The sequence below is a fragment of the Pseudomonas sp. CCC3.1 genome, assembly GCF_034347405.1.
Taxonomy (GTDB): Bacteria; Pseudomonadota; Gammaproteobacteria; order Pseudomonadales; family Pseudomonadaceae; genus Aquipseudomonas.
Map to the genome: position 1 here is coordinate 472,338 of NZ_CP133778.1, position 16,316 is coordinate 488,653.

The 16,316-nt window shown below is 56.8% G+C and carries 15 protein-coding genes; 11 read left to right on the forward strand and 4 right to left on the reverse strand.

Features of this window, described 5'->3' with window-relative positions; translation table 11 throughout:
- Positions 1–179 precede the first annotated feature (179 nt).
- From RHM56_RS02205 to RHM56_RS02215, 3 genes are all read left to right on the forward strand, one after another.
- Positions 180–509, forward strand: a complete 330-nt coding sequence (locus tag RHM56_RS02205; protein ID WP_322238113.1) for a hypothetical protein — start codon at positions 180–182, stop codon at positions 507–509.
- Between the two features lie 83 nt (positions 510–592).
- Positions 593–844, forward strand: coding sequence for a hypothetical protein (locus RHM56_RS02210; RefSeq protein ID WP_322238115.1), 252 nt, complete (start codon positions 593–595; stop codon positions 842–844).
- 153 nt (positions 845–997) lie between these two features.
- On the forward strand, positions 998–2,584 hold the full coding sequence (locus RHM56_RS02215; protein ID WP_322238117.1) for a PAS domain-containing methyl-accepting chemotaxis protein: 1,587 nt from the start codon (positions 998–1,000) through the stop codon (positions 2,582–2,584).
- A 4-nt stretch (positions 2,585–2,588) separates the two neighbouring features.
- Here the strand turns inward: RHM56_RS02215 and RHM56_RS02220 are convergent, their stop codons facing one another.
- From RHM56_RS02220 to norR, 3 genes are all read right to left on the reverse strand, one after another.
- Positions 2,589–3,065 carry a GNAT family N-acetyltransferase gene (locus RHM56_RS02220; RefSeq protein ID WP_322238119.1) on the reverse strand — a complete coding sequence of 159 codons (477 nt, stop codon included), beginning with the start codon at positions 3,063–3,065 and terminating at the stop codon, positions 2,589–2,591.
- Between the two features lie 5 nt (positions 3,066–3,070).
- The gene (locus RHM56_RS02225) at positions 3,071–3,970 is read right to left on the reverse strand and encodes a chemotaxis protein (protein WP_322238121.1); all 900 of its coding nucleotides are present in this window, start codon (positions 3,968–3,970) and stop codon (positions 3,071–3,073) included.
- Positions 3,971–4,171: 201 nt separating this feature from the next.
- Positions 4,172–5,716: a nitric oxide reductase transcriptional regulator NorR gene (gene norR, locus RHM56_RS02230; RefSeq protein ID WP_322238123.1), complete on the reverse strand. Its 1,545-nt coding sequence runs from the start codon at positions 5,714–5,716 to the stop codon at positions 4,172–4,174.
- A gap of 155 nt (positions 5,717–5,871) precedes the next feature.
- On the opposite strand from norR, the gene hmpA reads away from it, so the two are divergent.
- Positions 5,872–7,044, forward strand: coding sequence for an NO-inducible flavohemoprotein (gene hmpA / locus RHM56_RS02235; RefSeq protein ID WP_322238125.1), 1,173 nt, complete (start codon positions 5,872–5,874; stop codon positions 7,042–7,044).
- Positions 7,045–7,150: 106 nt separating this feature from the next.
- Here the strand turns inward: hmpA and RHM56_RS02240 are convergent, their stop codons facing one another.
- Positions 7,151–7,591 carry an Lrp/AsnC family transcriptional regulator gene (locus RHM56_RS02240; RefSeq protein ID WP_322238127.1) on the reverse strand — a complete coding sequence of 147 codons (441 nt, stop codon included), beginning with the start codon at positions 7,589–7,591 and terminating at the stop codon, positions 7,151–7,153.
- 139 nt (positions 7,592–7,730) lie between these two features.
- Between RHM56_RS02240 and RHM56_RS02245 the strand changes: the two genes are divergently transcribed.
- From RHM56_RS02245 to cyoA, 7 genes are all read left to right on the forward strand, one after another.
- Positions 7,731–10,778 carry an aminotransferase class III-fold pyridoxal phosphate-dependent enzyme gene (locus RHM56_RS02245; protein WP_322238129.1) on the forward strand — a complete coding sequence of 1,016 codons (3,048 nt, stop codon included), beginning with the start codon at positions 7,731–7,733 and terminating at the stop codon, positions 10,776–10,778.
- Between the two features lie 167 nt (positions 10,779–10,945).
- Positions 10,946–11,734, forward strand: a complete 789-nt coding sequence (locus RHM56_RS02250) for an ABC transporter substrate-binding protein (RefSeq protein WP_322241679.1) — start codon at positions 10,946–10,948, stop codon at positions 11,732–11,734.
- Between the two features lie 63 nt (positions 11,735–11,797).
- Positions 11,798–12,445 carry an amino acid ABC transporter permease gene (locus RHM56_RS02255; protein ID WP_322238131.1) on the forward strand — a complete coding sequence of 216 codons (648 nt, stop codon included), beginning with the start codon at positions 11,798–11,800 and terminating at the stop codon, positions 12,443–12,445.
- 10 nt (positions 12,446–12,455) lie between these two features.
- On the forward strand, positions 12,456–13,115 hold the full coding sequence (locus RHM56_RS02260) for an amino acid ABC transporter permease (RefSeq protein WP_322238133.1): 660 nt from the start codon (positions 12,456–12,458) through the stop codon (positions 13,113–13,115).
- Positions 13,112–13,876, forward strand: a complete 765-nt coding sequence (locus tag RHM56_RS02265; RefSeq protein ID WP_322238135.1) for an amino acid ABC transporter ATP-binding protein — start codon at positions 13,112–13,114, stop codon at positions 13,874–13,876. The genes RHM56_RS02260 and RHM56_RS02265 overlap by 4 nt, the downstream gene beginning before the upstream one ends.
- A gap of 186 nt (positions 13,877–14,062) precedes the next feature.
- Positions 14,063–14,572, forward strand: coding sequence for a disulfide bond formation protein B (locus tag RHM56_RS02270; protein WP_322238137.1), 510 nt, complete (start codon positions 14,063–14,065; stop codon positions 14,570–14,572).
- Positions 14,573–15,375: 803 nt separating this feature from the next.
- Positions 15,376–16,314: a ubiquinol oxidase subunit II gene (cyoA, locus tag RHM56_RS02275; RefSeq protein WP_322238139.1), complete on the forward strand. Its 939-nt coding sequence runs from the start codon at positions 15,376–15,378 to the stop codon at positions 16,312–16,314.
- Positions 16,315–16,316 lie beyond the last annotated feature (2 nt).

Here is a 16,316-nt window from a genome sequence, read left to right on the forward strand (position 1 = left end):
GTGTGCGTGGAAAAGGGATGTGAGGGTTATAGCGTTTCAACCCGGTCAGCAAGGTGACAGCAAACTGACATTACGGACAGGCGGGTAAAAATAGTGTCAACGGCGTCAAGAAAACTGGGCCTGCGTCGATAGCCTTTAGAGGAAAGGCTGAAGCGTTTCCGTTGAGCGGGGTGGGCACTATGAAGAGCTGGGCGCTGGGTTTTGCGGCTTTCACGATTTCTCTGTTCTCTAATGAGGTGAACGCGCAATCGATGACGAGTGGCGGCGTGATTCACTTTCGCGGTGCAATTACTGAGCCGTCTTACGAAATAATGCCGGCCAATGCCGTGAATTTCGGGCAGGCAACAAAACTGATCGCCGTGGCCCCCGGCGTGGTCATTGCCGTGAACATGGCCTTGCCGGGTTCCCGTGGCAGCGAGCCGCTGATTGACACCTCCTTTGAAGCGCTGAAAACCAGTGCCGACCCGTCTGGCGGCAAAAGAGGCGTATTGACTATTTCCTACCGGTGAGTGCTCCGCGGGGTAGATCGGGCAGGTATACTGCGCCGTCTTGCGCCAACTGGCCTGATCCTGACCCGTAATCCGGAGCTTTCATGACTACTCCTACACAACCGACTGCTCCCGATGCCGTGAGCGCTGAACAGGCTGAACACGAAGCCGCTGTGAACACCCCGCAAAAGCCGGTGATTCCAGCGTTCAGCTTCCCGTTCAAGCCTTCTGAGTTTGCCAAAGCCAAGGCCAACACCGAAGGGCAGACCCATTACAAAAAGGGCGAAGGCCACGGCCACCGCAAAACCCCAGGCGCAGCCCCTGCTGGCACGCGTCGCTCGATGGGTAAACGCTGATTTAATGCCTCGAAAAGTGGCGCAATGCCACTATTGTTTGTTTGGGCTGAATTAATCTCATTTGATATGCGCTAGATCAGTGTTTGGTTAATGGGGAGGCTTAGAGTCGACGGCCCTGCCGACTCTTCCTCCTCATAACCCGAGCGCGCTGTCATGAAAATCAATCTACCGATTACCGGCCGAGCCGTTGATTTCGCACCCGACGCCAATATTCTTTCCACCACTGACCTGAACAGTGCCATCACCTACGCCAACCCCGACTTCATCAAGGTCAGCGGCTATTCGTTGAGCGAACTGCTGGGCAACCCGCATAACCTGCTGCGTCACCCCGACATGCCGTCAGCGGCGTTCAGCCATATGTGGCAAACGCTCAAGGCCGGGCATTCGTGGATGGGGATGGTGAAAAACCGCTGCAAAAATGGCGACCACTATTGGGTCAGCGCCTACGTCACACCGGTGATGAAAAACGGTGAAATTGTCGAGTATCAATCGGTACGCACCCGTCCAACGCCTGAGCGGGTGGACAAGGCCGAGGCGGCCTACGCGCAACTGCGTTCAGGGCGCGCGTCGTTGTGGCAGCGTTTGGCGGGCGCGGGGTTGGTGTGCAAGCTGGCGCTGTTTGTGAGTGCCGTATTTGCTGCTGCGACAGCCGTTGGCACAGCCTTGCTGCCGCACATCGACTGGCCGGCCGGGGTGATGATCTGGTTATTGGGCAGCCTGTTGAGTTCGGCTGCGATTGCCTGGCTGCTGCGCCCGCTGAATGCCTTGACGCGCCGCGCGCAAGACGTGGGGCACAACCCATTGAGCCAGCATATTTACACCGGGCGGCGTGACGAGATCGGTCAGATCGAATTCGCCCTGCACATGCTCCAGGCTCAGACCGGCGCGGTGGTCGGGCGCATCGGCGATGCTTCACAGCGTTTGGCCGGGCATGCCAGTGAGCTGGTGCAACACTTGGAGAGCAGCCACGCCAGCACCTTGCACCAGCAACTCGAAACCGATCAGGTGGCCACGGCCATCCATGAAATGAGCACCAGCGTGGCGCAAGTGGCGAGCAATGCCCAGCAAGCTTCGCAAGCGGCCGACCGGGTCGAAAATGAAACCCGCGAGGGCCATGAACTGGTGATGCTCAGTCGCAGTTCGGTGCAGCATCTGGCCACCGAATTGGCGCGGGCAACTGATGTGATTCATCACCTGGAAGGGCACAGCAGCGATATTTCATCGGTGCTGGAAGTGATCCGCAGCATTGCCGAGCAAACCAACCTGCTGGCCCTGAATGCCGCCATCGAGGCGGCTCGGGCGGGCGATCAAGGGCGTGGCTTTGCCGTGGTTGCCGATGAAGTGCGGGGGCTGGCGCAACGCACTCAGCAGTCCACCAACGAAATTCAACAGATGATCCACACCCTGCAAGACGGCGCGCGGGCCGCGGTGCAGGTGATGCAGCAAAGCAGCCAGCATGCTGAAAACAGCGTCAGCCAAACGCAGCTGGCGAGCAGCGCGCTGGGTGAAATCAGCCAGCAAGTGAAAAAAATCACCGAAATGAGCCTGCAAATCGCCTCAGCGGTGGAAGAGCAAAGCGTGGTCAGTGAAGACATCAATCGCAACATCGCCAGTATTCGCAGTGCCGGGGATGTCACCGTGCGTGCCGGGCAGCAAAGTCATCGCAATTCTGGCGATGTGGCTGACCTGGCGGCGAGCTTGCGCTCGCTGGCGCAAGAGTTCTGGCAGACCCGTCACTGACGGTTTACAGGGCTTCGCGGCGGATCAACTGCATGCCGTGTCGCTGGTAAAAACGACGGGCAGGGTGATTGTGTTCCATGACCTTCAGGTCGACGCAGAACTCGCCGCGTTGCTTGAACACGCTGAACACATGGCTGAGCAATGCACCGCCCAAGCCGCGACCTTGCAGACGCGGATGCACCACCAAGTCTTTGAGGTAAGCGCTGGTCCAGGCCTGAGCCACGCCCACCACTTCATCGTCGAGCAGGCTGACAAAGCACAATTGCGGGTCATATTCGGCGTCATGCAGCAGGGCGTGTTGCCAGTCTGGCAGCGATTCAACACTGCCGTGCCCGGTGGCATAACCCTGTTCGAGCAAGGCGTGCACGCGGGGCAACAGTTGCTCGTTCAGTGGCGTGAGCCGCAGGCCTTTTGGCCACGGCACAGGGGCCAAGGGTTCACGCAGGTCTTTGCGCAACAGCAGGCAATATTCCTCGCTCATCGGGTTCAGTAACCTTGCTCGGTCACGGTGCGTGCGGCGAGGATCAGGCATTGCGTCAACTCAGGCGACGAGAACTTGGTCAAGACCGCATCGGCCCCGGCCAGACGGGCTTTCTCGCTGTTCATCGCACTGTTGAGCGAGGTGTGCAGCAGCACATACAAATGCGCAAAGTCCGGGGTTTCGCGCACAGTGCGGGTGAAGGCGTAGCCATCCATCTCTGACATTTCGATGTCTGAGACCAGCACATTGATCTGTTCCGGCGTGCCGTGCAGCTCCAGCAGACGCTCGATGGCCTCCTTGGCGCTGCGGGCGGTGTGGCAATGCAGGCCGAGATTGCGCAAGGTCAGCACCGATTGCTGCAACGCCACTTGGCTGTCATCGACCACCAGAATCCGGGCGTTGGTCAGCAGCTTGGCGTCTTCGCGACTGAGGGTTTCAGTGGGCTGTTCAATGCGGGCGGGGGTGATGCCGTGAATCACTTTTTCGATGTCCAGCACCTGCACCAATGCGCCATCGACTTGAGTCACGCCGGTAATGTACGAACGCTTGCCAGAGCCGTAGGGCGGTGGACGAATATCGGTACTCAGGCAATGCACGATCTTGCTCACGGCCTGCACGTGCAGGCCCTGCTTGGAACGGCTGACATCGGTCACGATCAGGCAGCCGCCGTCGGGGTCCAGCAAAGGTTGTTCACCAATGGCGCGACTCAGATCGATGACCGACAGCGACGCCCCGCGCAACACAGCAATGCCTTTCACGTGCGGGTGCGACTCGGGCATTTTGGTCAAAGGCGGGCAAGGAATGATCTCACTGACCTTCAGCAGATTGATTGCCATCAGCTTGCCGCTGCGCAACGTAAACAGCAGCAAAGACATCGAGTCGGCGCGGGCGTGGGTGGATGACATAAATACCTTCTGTGATAAGAGCAGCTTTACAAGGTTATCGACCCGGGCGCTAAATTCTATAGGAGATCCCCGTCGCCAAGGCACCCCCACAAGAGCCGACCTCCAGAGCCTTGCAAAACCCTGTAGCCGCTGCCGAAGCATGAGGCTGCGATGGGTTGCGAAGCGACCCTCAGACGGCGGTCCTGCGGCCCGTATAAGGGATTATTTCAATCCCAGGCGTTTGGCCATCCGCCCCAGATTGGCCCGGTCTAGCCCCAGCTCTCGCGCGGCACTGGCCCAGTTATGCTGATGGCGTTCCAGGCAGGCACTGATCAGTTGGCGCTGGTAGTTTTCGGTGGCCAAACGCAAGTCGCCCACAGCAAGCGGCAGCACTTCAGGTTCAATCACCGCTGCATCGGGGGCGCTGCCCGGCAAATCCAGATCGGCTGCGGTCAAGGTCAGGATCCGTGGCCGGGTTTTGCAGTTGCCTAATGCCTTGAGGGCGCTGCGGCCGATCAGGTGTTCCAGTTCACGCACATTGCCCGGCCATTCGTAATGCGTCAGCGCGGCCTGTGCGTCCGGGCTCAGGCGCAAACTGCCCAGGCCCATGCGCGAGCGGTTTTGCTCCAGAAAGAAACCGCTCAACAACAGCACATCGCGCCCGCGTTCGCGCAGGGCAGGCACTTTGAGCGGGTATACGCTCAATCGATGGTAAAAGTCCGCGCGGTAGCGACCACTGCGCACTTCTTCGGCCAGGTCGCGGTTGGTCGCGGCGATCAGGCGCACATCCACCTGGTGTTCCTGATCCGAGCCCAGGCGCTGCAACTGCCCGCTTTGCAGCACCCGCAGCAACTTGGCCTGTACCGTCAGTGACAGTTCGCCCACTTCATCCAGAAACAGCGTGCCGCCGTTGGCCAGTTCGAATTTGCCACGGCGGTCACTGGTTGCGCCGGTAAAGGCACCCCGTACGTGGCCGAACAATTCGCTTTCAACCAGGGTGTCGGGCAAGGCGGCGCAGTTCAGGCTGATCATCGGTTTGTCCGCACGGGGCGATGCCGCGTGAATGGCTTGCGCCACCAACTCCTTGCCGACCCCGGTTTCGCCAGTGATCAATACCGTCAGGTCGCTGCTGCCCACCAGGGCGATTTCTTCGAGCAAACGTTTATGGGCTTTGCTCTGGCCGATCAGCTCTTTATTCGGCGCGTGATGGGCCTGGCGGTAGAGCTCGGCTTTTTGCTGTTCGTCGGCCACCCGCAGGGCTAAGCGCTCAATACGTTGAGCCACGTTGACCGTGGCCGCCGCGAGGCTGGCAAAGGCTTGCAGGGCATCCAGTTCAATAGGTTCAAAGCGTTTTGGGTCCAGCGCATCGAGGGTCAGCAGGCCCCAAGGGCGCTCATCGACAAACAGCGGGCAGCCCATGCAGTCGTGAATTTCCAGGTGTTCGGCCAGGCCGTCGACCAGTCCGTCATACGGGTCTGGGAGTTCGCAGTTGTTGGGAAAGCGCGTCGGCCCGGTGCTGCTCAGCAGCACTTCAAAACGTGGGTGCTCGCTGACTTTAAAGCGCCGCCCCAACGTGTCGAGGCTCAAACCGTCCACGGCCAGCGGCACCAGCCATTCGCCGTCAAGGCGCAGCAGCGCGGCAGCATCGCAGGGGAGTACGGCACGCATGGCTTCAAGCAAGCGTCGGTAGCGCTCGCTCTCGGGCAGTTCGCGGGACAAGTCCGCGACCAAGGGCAGCAGGGCGGTAAGCAGCAGTTTTGCAGTCATTTTGACCTCATGTAGTCGAAGTGACTATAAATCAGCTTTAGTCATAATGACTATATTGTTTTTAAATTACTGTTTTTAAAGGGTTTTAAAGTTGGCACGGAAACTGACTGCTAATAGGTAATTAGCTTTTATCTCTATGCTCAGGAGTCAACCTTATGCTTACCGCTCAGGATCGTGCCATCGTTAAATCCACCGTGCCGTTGCTTGAGAGCGGTGGCGAGGCGTTGATGACGCACTTCTACACGATGATGCTCACTGAATACCCACAGGTCAGGCCGTTGTTTAACCAGGCCAACCAGGCAAGTGGCGACCAGCCACGGGCATTGGCCAATGGCGTGTTGATGTATGCGCGGCACATTGACCAACTGGACCAGTTGGGCGACCTGGTGGCACGCATTATCAACAAACATGTTGCGCTGCAAATCCTGCCTGAGCATTACCCGATTGTCGGCAGCTGTCTGCTGCGTGCCATTGAGGAAGTGCTGGGCAGTGACATCGCGACCCCGCAAGTGCTGGCGGCCTGGGGCGCGGCCTACAACCAGTTGGCGGATATTTTGATCGGTGCTGAAGGTGCCATCTATGACGAAAAAGCTGCAGCACCCGGCGGCTGGCGCGGTGGACGAGCCTTTAAACTGGCCGCCAAGCTGGAAGAAAGCGCCGAAATCACCTCGTTCTACTTCCGTCCGGTCGATCAGCAGCCGATCCTTGAGTTCGAACCCGGCCAATACATAGGCATCAAACTCAACATTGATGGCCAAGAAGTGCGCCGCAACTACTCGTTGTCGGCATTGGCCCAGGTCGGCCGCTATCGCATCAGCGTTAAGCGCGAGGCGGGTGGGCAGGTCTCGAACTACCTGCATGACCGCCTGCACGTGGGCGACATTGTTGAACTGTTCCCGCCAGCAGGTGAGTTCACCCTCACTGCCAGTGAAAAACCGCTGGTGCTGATCAGTGGCGGCGTGGGTATTACTCCAACCTTATCGATGCTGGAAGCAGCACTGGCCACGCAACGCCCGATTCGGTTTATCCACTGCGCGCGCAATGCTCACGTGCATGCATTCCGTGGCTGGATCGATGAACTGGCCGCGCAGCACCCACAACTGCAACGGTTCTACTGCTACCAGGAAGCCGACGCGCTGGCGGACCATGTCGGCCTGCTGACCGAAGAATTACTGGGCGAATGGCTGGGGCAAGAGCGTGATGTGGACGCGTACTTCCTGGGGCCTAAAGGCTTTATGGGCGCCGTCAAACGCCACTTGAAAGCACTGGGCGTACCCGAGCAGCAAAGCCGCTACGAATTCTTCGGCCCGGCCGCAGCTCTGGAATAACCCGCAAGTCCCCCTGTAGGAGCGAGCTTGTCTCGCGATCTTTTGATCGTTTAAAAGATCGCGAGACAAGCTCGCTCCTACGTCGTTACAGCCGTCGGCCAGTGCATCACGAACTCTGCCGATCAATATCGCGTCGAAGCACGACGGCGGTGGTGATGTCTTCAACGGTTTCGTGGCTGGCGACGGCATCTCTGACTCGGTTCAGGTCATCAATCGTGCGTGACTCGATCTCTATGACCAGATCAAGCTGGCCACTCACTGACGAGACACGTCGCACCTGCGAGTTTTGCGCAAGCAGGTCCAGCAGGCTGATTGCCGGTGTGCGTTTGAGGTTGACGAGCAGTATGGCGCGAATCACGTGGGCATCAATTTCGCCAATGTCAGCCCGGTAGCCGCGGATCACGCCATTGCGTTCAAGGTTGATCACGCGCTCGCTGGTCGCGCTTCTTGAAAGCCCGATTCGCGCCGCCAGGGCCTTAAGGGCAATGCGAGCTTCTTTAGACAGAATCTCGAGTATTTCGCGATCTTTCGTGTCTAGGTCGCGCATCAGAACCCCCTTATTTTGCTTCCGGATTTGTGCCGGTCGATTCCGGCAATATGCAGGCTAAAGCCGACCGCATACCTACTGCTGACCAAGACTTCGCGTGCCAAGCTAACTGAAAAAAATGGCTTGGAAAACAATTACTATGACGAACCTTTCCCACCCAGCACCCCAGTTCTCGACGGGGGATGCCGAAAAGCTCAGTGCGCAGCTTTTCAACGTTATCGGTACAGCCTCGCCGCTGGACGGCGAGCGAGACCGCAACTACCGGCTGAACACTGGAACCGATGCGGGGTGGATTCTGAAGGTCGTCAATTCGACTGAGCCGCGTGTTGAAAGCGAGTTTCAGACGGCCATTCTCAGTCACCTGGCCAGCCATAATCCCGAGCTTGCCGTGCCTTTTCTCAAGAAAAGCCTGGCCGGTGAATTTCTGGCCTGCACGGTGGCGCCTTCGGGCGAAACCCATGCGGTGCGTCTGGTGAGCTGGTTGCACGGCACGCCACTGGCCGAGGTCGAGCGTACGTTCGAGTTGCTGCGCAGTCTGGGGCAATCATTCGGTGAGATAGACCGCGCACTGCAGGGCTTCATGCACCCAGGAGCGGTACGTGACATGGACTGGGATTTGCGCCACGCCGCACGTTCGAGGTCACGTCTGCATTTCGTCAAAGACCCTGCCAGAAGGGCCATTCTGGAGCGTTTCATTGATCGTTTTGAAGCAACCGTCGAACCAAAACTGGCGCGCCTGCGTGCCCAGGTTATTCACAACGACGGCAATGACTGGAACATCCTCGTCGACGCCAGCAATCATCAGAAGGTTTCAGGCGTCATCGATTTTGGCGATGCGATCCACACCGTTCTGATCGCTGAAGTGGCCATCACCTGCGCCTATTCCATCCTCGACATGCAAGACCCCATAGGGGCTGCCGCCGCGCTGACGGCCGGTTTCCACGAGAAGTATCCGTTGCAGCCGCAAGAGCTGGATGTGCTCTTCAATCTCATTGCGATGCGCCTGGTCACCAGCGTCACCTTGTCGGCTTCGCGGCACGACCAGACCCAAGACAATCCCTACCTTGCCATCAGCGAAGCGCCAGCCTGGCGTCTGCTGGAAAGGATGGACCGCATGAACCCCCGGCTGGCGACGGCGATCCTGCGCAAAGCCTGCGGTTTTGACGCCATCGAAGGCGCGGGTGCCATTCGCCGCTGGGTGAGCGAAAACAGCAAAACCTTCGCCGACATCGTGCATCCATCGGCGGCGACCATGAACAAGGTGATTGCACCTTTCGGGGATGCTTCGCACGTCATGACCATCGCTTCCGCCGCGCAGCGCCCGGCCGAGGCGACCCAGTGGTGGGATGATTTTTCGGCGCAACACAACGTGCCGCTGGGGATCGGGCCATGGGGTGAAGAAAGAACCATCTACACCGACACAGCGTTTGAATCGCGATTCATCGAAGGCCAGCGTCGCGTCTTGCACATCGGTGTTGATTTGATCATGCCGGCTGGCACGCCGCTCTATACACCGGTTGCCGGTGTCGTGCAGAGCGTCGAGGTCGAGCGCGAACCGCTGGGTTATGGCGGGTTGATCATGCTCAAACATTCGCCTGAAGGATGCCCGCCGTTTTTGACGCTGTGGGGGCATATGGCCCATGAAGCCCTGGCGCGATTGAAGCCCGGTGATCGCCTAGAGGCGGGCTCATTGGTCGGACACATGGGCGCTGACACGGAAAATGGCGGATGGATCCCGCATGTGCATTTCCAGATGTCCACGGACACCGAGTTAAAAGCGAGCGAGTTCATCGGCGTCGGTGAGCAGGCTTATCTAGACGTGTGGGCCGACCTGTTTCCCGACACCTCGGCGCTGGCCGGGATTCCACCCGAAACCTACCGCCAGGACGGGCGCACCAAGGCTGAGATTGTGGTCAAGCGTAAAGAATTGCTGCTTCCAAACCTGTCGATCTCGTATTCAGATCCGATCAAGTTCGTTCGCGGCGACGGGGTGTGGTTGATCGACAACTTTGGTCGAGCGTATCTGGATTGCTTCAATAACGTGTGCCACCTCGGTCACTCCCACCCTGATGTGGTGCAAGCGCTTTCGCGGCAAGCTTCTCGCCTGAACACCAACACGCGTTACCTGCACGACAACATCGTCGAGTACGCCGAGCGGCTCACTGCGACGCTGCCCAAAGGTTTGGCAGTCGCCTCTTTTGGCTGCTCAGGCAGTGAGGCCAACAGCCTCATGCTGCGCATGGCGCGCAATCACACCGGGCGCAACGATGCCATCGTGCTGGATTGGGCCTACCACGGCACCACACAGGAACTGATTGACCTCAGCCCTTACAAGTACAAGCGCAAAGCTGGCAAAGGCCGTGCAGATCATGTGTTTGAGGCCACTGTCCCGGATGCGTACCGGGGTGTGGATCAGTGGGCATTTGAAGAGCTTGGCAAGCGTTTTGCCGAAAGTGTGGCGGACCAGATTGACCTCATGCGCAAGCAGGGTCGGGCTCCGGCGTTCTTTTTGGCAGAATCCATTCCGAGTGTCGCCGGGCAACTGTTCTTCCCGGAAAACTACCTCAAAGAAGTCTACGCAATGGTGCGTGCCGAGGGCGGGCTGTGCCTGGCGGACGAAGTTCAGGTTGGCTTTGGCCGTGTGGGCAGTCACTGGTGGGCCTTTGAAACCCAGGGCGTTGTGCCCGATGCGGTGTCGATGGGCAAACCCATTGGAAACGGGCATCCGATGTCGGCGGTGGTGACCACGCGTGAGATTGCAGACAGCTTCAACAATGGCATGGAGTACTTCAATACCTTTGCCGGGAGCCCGGTGTCCTGTGCTGTTGGGCTCAGCGTGCTTGATGTGATTGAGCGCGACGACTTGAAGCTCAACGCACTGACGATCGGTAACTACTTGCTGGACGGCTTTCGCAGGCTGCAACAGCGATACGAAGCCATCGGTGATGTGCGCGGGCTGGGGCTTTTCCTGGGAATAGAGTTGGTCACTGATCGCAAAACCAAGGCGCCAGCCACGGCGCTGGCCAAGAAAGTCGCGGATGGCGCCAGGGAACGAGGCATTTTGATCGGCACTGAAGGCCCCCATGACAACGTTCTGAAAATGCGCCCTTCGATGATCTTCAGCCAGGCCAATGCTGATTTCCTGCTTGAGGTGCTGGACGAAAGCTTTAAGGCTGCACTTCAGTAAGCGTTAAAGGTCAGCCTGCCCGGCATAGTGTCGGCCAACTCCGGCAATGTGTCAGGCAGGCTGGCACCTTGCTGGGTGCTTTCCAAAAGTGTCTATGCAAAGCTCTTCGTGAAGGCCGGGTGAATAGCCCTTCTAAAAAAATAATAATTCTTCCAAGGTGCCATTCGATGCTCACTAAAAAGCTCAAGGGTTTGATTATCGCTTCCACTGTTGCAGCCTCGGCGCTGCTCTCAACCTTCGCCGTTCAAGCGGATGATTTGAAATCGATCCAGGACGCTAAAGAAATCCGCATCGCAATGAGCGGCCAATATGCGCCCTTCAGCTTTGCCAACGAGCAAAACCAGGTGGTCGGATTCGACGCGTCCATCAGCCAAGCATTGGCTGAGCGGCTGGGGGTGAAAGTGAAAATCATCACCACGCCATTCGACGGGATCATTGCAGGCCTTCGCGCGAATAAATACGACGCGATTATCGCTTCCACCACCATCACCCCGGAACGCCTAAAAGCCGTGGATTTCGTTGGGCCTTATTACCGCGCGGGTCGCACCATCGTGGTCAAGGAAGACTCACCGATCAAAAGCTTTGATGACCTTAAAAATGTGTCGGTTGGCGTGACGCTTGGTGATGCTCACGATAAATGGGCCCGCGCGCGCGGCAATTTAAAGGTGAAAAGCTATAAAGGTCTGCCCGAAATGCTGGTCGATCTGGATGCGGGTCGCCTCGGCGCGTTGGTGATGGACAGTGTTCCGGTGCTGGTCGCCGTCAAGAAAACCGGGCAAAAGGTCCGCATCATTACGCCACCCGAGAGCGAAGGAGGCGTTGAGGATATGGGTATCGCACTGCGCAAGAACAACCCTGAACTCAAGGTCGCGTTGCAACAAGCATTGGCAGGCATACTCGCTGATGGCACCTACGAAAAGATCTCGATGGAGTGGATTGGCAGCGACATCCGCTAACTCATATTCAGCCTGATCCGACGAAGCGTCGGGTCAGTCAATCTGACTTTTCTGGGTGTTCCCATGGATCTGACTCTCATACAGCGCACCTTTCCGTTTTTTCTGGAAGCGGCCTGGATAACGGTGCAAGTCTCAGTCCTTGCACTGTTACTGGGTTTGCTGGTCGCCATCGTGCTGGTGGCTGCACGGTTGTCGACGGTTTTCATCTTTCGATGCCTGGCGCGGCTCTATATCAGTGTTTTTCGCGGCACGCCTTGTCTGGTGCAGTTGTTCATCATTTATTTTGGCGGACCACAAATCGGGCTTGAGTTGGAACCGTTCACGGCGGGCGTCATTGGCCTGGGTCTGAATATTGCCGCTTACATGGCTGAATCCATTCGTGGTGCTATCGCCAACGTTGATCCCGGCCAGGTAGAAGCTGCACGTTCAATTGGTTTCGGCAGAGGGCAAACCTTATGGCTTATTACCCTGCCGCAAACGGCAAAGTTAATGATAAGACCGCTGGGTGTTAATGCTGTCGCACTGATCAAAGGGTCTGCTTTAGTGTCGACGATCTCTGTGGTTGAACTGTCCTATACCGCGCAACGCTTTATCAGCTCTACGTACAAGCCTTTCGAAATCTTTATCGTGTCTGCGCTTCTTTATATTGTGATGGTCTATTCGGTCAGGTTCGTTGTTGACTATCTCGATAACCGCTTCGCAGCTAGGTGAGAGTATTTATATGCAAAGCCTGGACCTTAGTATCGTTGCGCCTTATTCCGAGTTGCTGGCGACGGGACTTGGCTGGACAGTGGTCATGTTCATCAGCTCCAGCCTATTGAGTTTGATTGCGGGGATAGCCTTTGCACTGATCGTGCTCTATGCCCCTAAACTTCTGGCGTTGCCCGTGCGCTTTATGACGTGGTTGTTGATGGGCACGCCACTGCTGCTTCAGTTGTATGTGATTTATTACGGACTGGTACAAGTTGGCATTGATATTCCAGCGCCGGTGGCCGGCATTATTGGGCTTAGTTTGCACTTTGCTGTTTACAACGCCGACGTTATTCGTGCTGGCGTGTTATCCGTAGACCCTGGGCAGATCGAAGGTGCCCGGTCTATCGGCCTCAGCCGTGGACAGACGCAGCGCTACATCGTTGTGCCGCAAGCACTTCGCAAGACCATTGCGCCGCTCGGGAACAACCTGATAGTGCTGTTAAAAGACACGTCTCTGGTCTCTATCATCGGCATTGCCGAGTTGGTCTATAGCGCACAGCTTGCAGTGAGTGAAACGTACAGCCCGTTTGAGTTTTATCTGGCTGTTGCGGTTATTTATTATGCAGCCAACCTTGTTCTCGAAGCCGGCCTGCACCTTCTCGAAAAAAAGGTAGAGATGTCACGATGATCAAAAAAGAATTCATGATTGAGGTCAAAGGCGCCCGCAAGGCCTATGGCGCACTTGAAGTACTCAAAGGCATCGATCTTTCTGTCTCTCGCGGACAGATCATCGCAATCATCGGCCCAAGTGGATCAGGAAAAAGCACGCTGCTGCGCTCAATCAATCACCTGGAAGTGCTAAACGACGGCGAAATATGGTTAGAGGGCGAGCAAGTCAATCGGCCTTTGAAAGGGCGTGCATTTGAACAGCACATTAATGCCGTGCGTCAGCAGATGGGGATGGTGTTTCAGCACTTCAATTTATTCCCGCACTTGACCGTCTATGAAAACATCGCCCTTGGCCCGGTAAAACTTAAAGGCCTTACGAAAAAGGCTTCGCGTGAGTTGGCCATGGATTACTTGGAGAAAGTGGGCTTGGCCAACAAGTTTGATGAATACCCGTCTCGCCTGTCCGGTGGGCAAAAACAGCGGGTTGCGATTGCCAGGGCCTTGGCGATGCAGCCCAAGGTGATGCTGTTCGACGAAGCCACATCGGCCCTGGACCCGGAGTTGGTTGAAGAGGTCAATCTGGTCATGAAACAGCTCGCGGCCGAGCACATGACCATGCTGATCGTCACCCACGAGATGCGCTTTGCAGGCGAAGTGGCCGACCGGATTGTCTTCATGGACGGCGGCGTAGTCGTCGAGGAGGGCGCCCCGCAAGACATCCTGCAAAACCCTAGCCACGAACGAACCCGATCATTCTTGAAAAACCACCTGCACGCGTAGCAGGTGCCGAGCTTTGCGAGGTAACGGCTACTGGGGCCACCACGAGGCCCTCGTTAATTCTGTATTAATCCCTTTGCGACATTTTCCCTACACAGTCTCCTACATCCAGATCCAAGACCTGGGTGTAAACTGCGCGCCTTGTGACAGCGGCTAAACTCCATACATAACGTGGCAAAGGGAAGCGGGATGACAGATGAAATGATACGACTGAGCCGTGAGAAGCGCTTTTTGGTCTTGCTCGGGCTTATCTGTCTGGCTTTGATTGGCGGCGCGTTGTACATGCAAATCGTGCTCGGCGAAGCGCCGTGCCCGCTGTGCATCCTGCAACGCTACGCATTGTTGTTGATTGCGATCTTTGCCTTTATAGGCGCCGCAATGCCGACACGGCGCAGTCTCACGGTGTGTGAGGTGCTGGTGGTGCTGAGCGCCATTGGCGGTGTAGTCGCCGCCGGGCGCCATGTCTTTATCTTGGCGAACCCGGAAGTGAGCTGCGGCCTTGATGTACTGCAGCCGATTGTTGATGGTTTGCCGCTGGCGACGGTTTTCCCGCTGGGCTTTCAGGTCGACGGCTTCTGCTCCACCCCTTATCCACCGGTATTCGGCCTGTCGTTGGCGCAGTGGGCGCTGGTGGCCTTTGTGCTGACCAGCGTGCTGGTGCCGTTGGGCATCTACCGCAATCGGAAAAAACACAGCTGAGTTGTTAAATTTGGCTTGAGCCGCCCCGCACTTTTCCTGAGAATGCGGGGCGTTTTTTTGGCCTCGCAAAAATGTCAACAGGATGTGAATCCGCGCACTAAAGTTAGAGGGTGCTTGTGCGACATATTGTCACGCACAAAGTGTCGCAGAGGGCGTTTCCTGTAGGACACAAGCGCACAAACCGTTTTAGTCGGGTTTTATCGGCTAAGACTTTTTTTTGCGGATCAGGCGCTTGAAATTGCCCTTTGCCGGCTCAATGCAAATCGGCTGTAAGCCTCTTTGTTTGGGCGTTTGCAGGGTTTTGCGCCCCATATTGGTGCGCTAAAAAGGGCCGTATCAGGTGCGGGGGAGAGGCGTGCTACAGGCTGTTTGAGGAGCATGTCTGCCCGCGATACGTAACAATAGTGAGGGATTGTTACTGGAACCGAGAAGAATTATTTCTGGATGAGACATGGTGTGTAGAGAGCTTCCTAACTACAATCGCCTGCACTGAACGTCCAGCCTGCTCGTCCCTGAGCCCAAGCGGGTAGTCGGCGGTCGCCTGGGCAGTTCATGACAGGTGTCCCGTGCGGCTTCCAGGTACTGGCAACCCTTCTAAGTTCTGCACCAAATGGAATTGGTCTGAGACAAGGCCATTGACCACGTATCGAATAAGAAATCACTGCTAGCCCGGGATTTGCGAATTCACCTGATGGTGACGAGCAGGCATTTATTCAAGCCCGGAAAAGAGCCAACCCTTGGTAGGGCGAAGTGTTGGCGAAAAAAACCAACTGCATTGTGCAAGCTGTTTTAGAGGTCGTGAGATGACTAAAAAAAGGTACCCCAGACTCCTTGGCTTATTGCCACTTTTCGGCACGTTGCTGCTGGGAGGCTGCAATTGGACATTGCTCGATCCGGTGGGGCAGGTAGGGATCGAAGAGCGGAATCTGATCATCACTGCAACATTGCTGATGCTTCTGGTCGTGGTCCCGGTCATCTTGATGACCCTGATCTTCGCGTGGAAATATCGTGCGTCGAACAAAGACGCCACCTACGCACCGAAATGGTCGCACTCCACCAAGATCGAAGTTGTGATCTGGACTGTGCCAATTCTCATCATCATCGCCCTGGGCGTGATTACCTATAAGTCGACTCACGCGCTGGACCCATATCGTCCGCTCGAGTCTGACGTTAAGCCGATTACCATTGAAGTGGTTTCTCTGGACTGGAAGTGGGTGTTCATCTACCCGGAACAGGGCATCGCCACAGTCAACAAGATTGTGTTCCCGGCTAACACCCCGATCAATTTCCGCATTACCTCTGACGCTGTGATGAACTCGTTCTTCATCCCGGGTCTGGGCGGCCAGATCTACGCCATGGCCGGCATGACGACCAAGCTGCATTTGATTGCCAACAAAAACGCCGAAATGGATGGCATCTCTGCCAACTACAGCGGCGCGGGTTTCACTGGCATGAAATTCAAAGCGATCGCCACTTCTCAGGCTGACTTTGACGCCTGGGTAAGTGAAGTCAAAGCGTCACCTAAACAGCTTGATAACGCTGAATACGCGGCCTTGACCAAACCTAGCCAGAACAACCCTGTTGAACTCTATTCTTCGGTCACACCGAACCTGTTCCAGACCATCATCGACAAGTATGAAGGTATGAACCCAGGCAAGCCTGTGAAGCACGAGAAGAAAGAAGTGTCCGGGACCGAAGGTTTGGACAACACCTCGAATTCAGCTGCCGGGGCAGAGGAGTAAAC

What these genes read in the sequence shown, in the direction of transcription:
- RHM56_RS02205 (WP_322238113.1), top strand. Translation starts at nt 180, where the DNA reads ATGAAGAGCTGGGCGCTGGGTTTTGCGGCTTTCACGATTTCTCTGTTC.
- RHM56_RS02210 (WP_322238115.1), top strand. Translation starts at nt 593, where the DNA reads ATGACTACTCCTACACAACCGACTGCTCCCGATGCCGTGAGCGCTGAA.
- RHM56_RS02215 (WP_322238117.1), top strand. Translation starts at nt 998, where the DNA reads ATGAAAATCAATCTACCGATTACCGGCCGAGCCGTTGATTTCGCACCC.
- RHM56_RS02220 (WP_322238119.1), bottom strand. Translation starts at nt 3,065, where the DNA reads ATGAGCGAGGAATATTGCCTGCTGTTGCGCAAAGACCTGCGTGAACCC.
- RHM56_RS02225 (WP_322238121.1), bottom strand. Translation starts at nt 3,970, where the DNA reads ATGTCATCCACCCACGCCCGCGCCGACTCGATGTCTTTGCTGCTGTTT.
- norR (WP_322238123.1), bottom strand. Translation starts at nt 5,716, where the DNA reads ATGACTGCAAAACTGCTGCTTACCGCCCTGCTGCCCTTGGTCGCGGAC.
- hmpA (WP_322238125.1), top strand. Translation starts at nt 5,872, where the DNA reads ATGCTTACCGCTCAGGATCGTGCCATCGTTAAATCCACCGTGCCGTTG.
- RHM56_RS02240 (WP_322238127.1), bottom strand. Translation starts at nt 7,591, where the DNA reads ATGCGCGACCTAGACACGAAAGATCGCGAAATACTCGAGATTCTGTCT.
- RHM56_RS02245 (WP_322238129.1), top strand. Translation starts at nt 7,731, where the DNA reads ATGACGAACCTTTCCCACCCAGCACCCCAGTTCTCGACGGGGGATGCC.
- RHM56_RS02250 (WP_322241679.1), top strand. Translation starts at nt 10,946, where the DNA reads ATGCTCACTAAAAAGCTCAAGGGTTTGATTATCGCTTCCACTGTTGCA.
- RHM56_RS02255 (WP_322238131.1), top strand. Translation starts at nt 11,798, where the DNA reads ATGGATCTGACTCTCATACAGCGCACCTTTCCGTTTTTTCTGGAAGCG.
- RHM56_RS02260 (WP_322238133.1), top strand. Translation starts at nt 12,456, where the DNA reads ATGCAAAGCCTGGACCTTAGTATCGTTGCGCCTTATTCCGAGTTGCTG.
- RHM56_RS02265 (WP_322238135.1), top strand. Translation starts at nt 13,112, where the DNA reads ATGATCAAAAAAGAATTCATGATTGAGGTCAAAGGCGCCCGCAAGGCC.
- RHM56_RS02270 (WP_322238137.1), top strand. Translation starts at nt 14,063, where the DNA reads ATGACAGATGAAATGATACGACTGAGCCGTGAGAAGCGCTTTTTGGTC.
- cyoA (WP_322238139.1), top strand. Translation starts at nt 15,376, where the DNA reads ATGACTAAAAAAAGGTACCCCAGACTCCTTGGCTTATTGCCACTTTTC.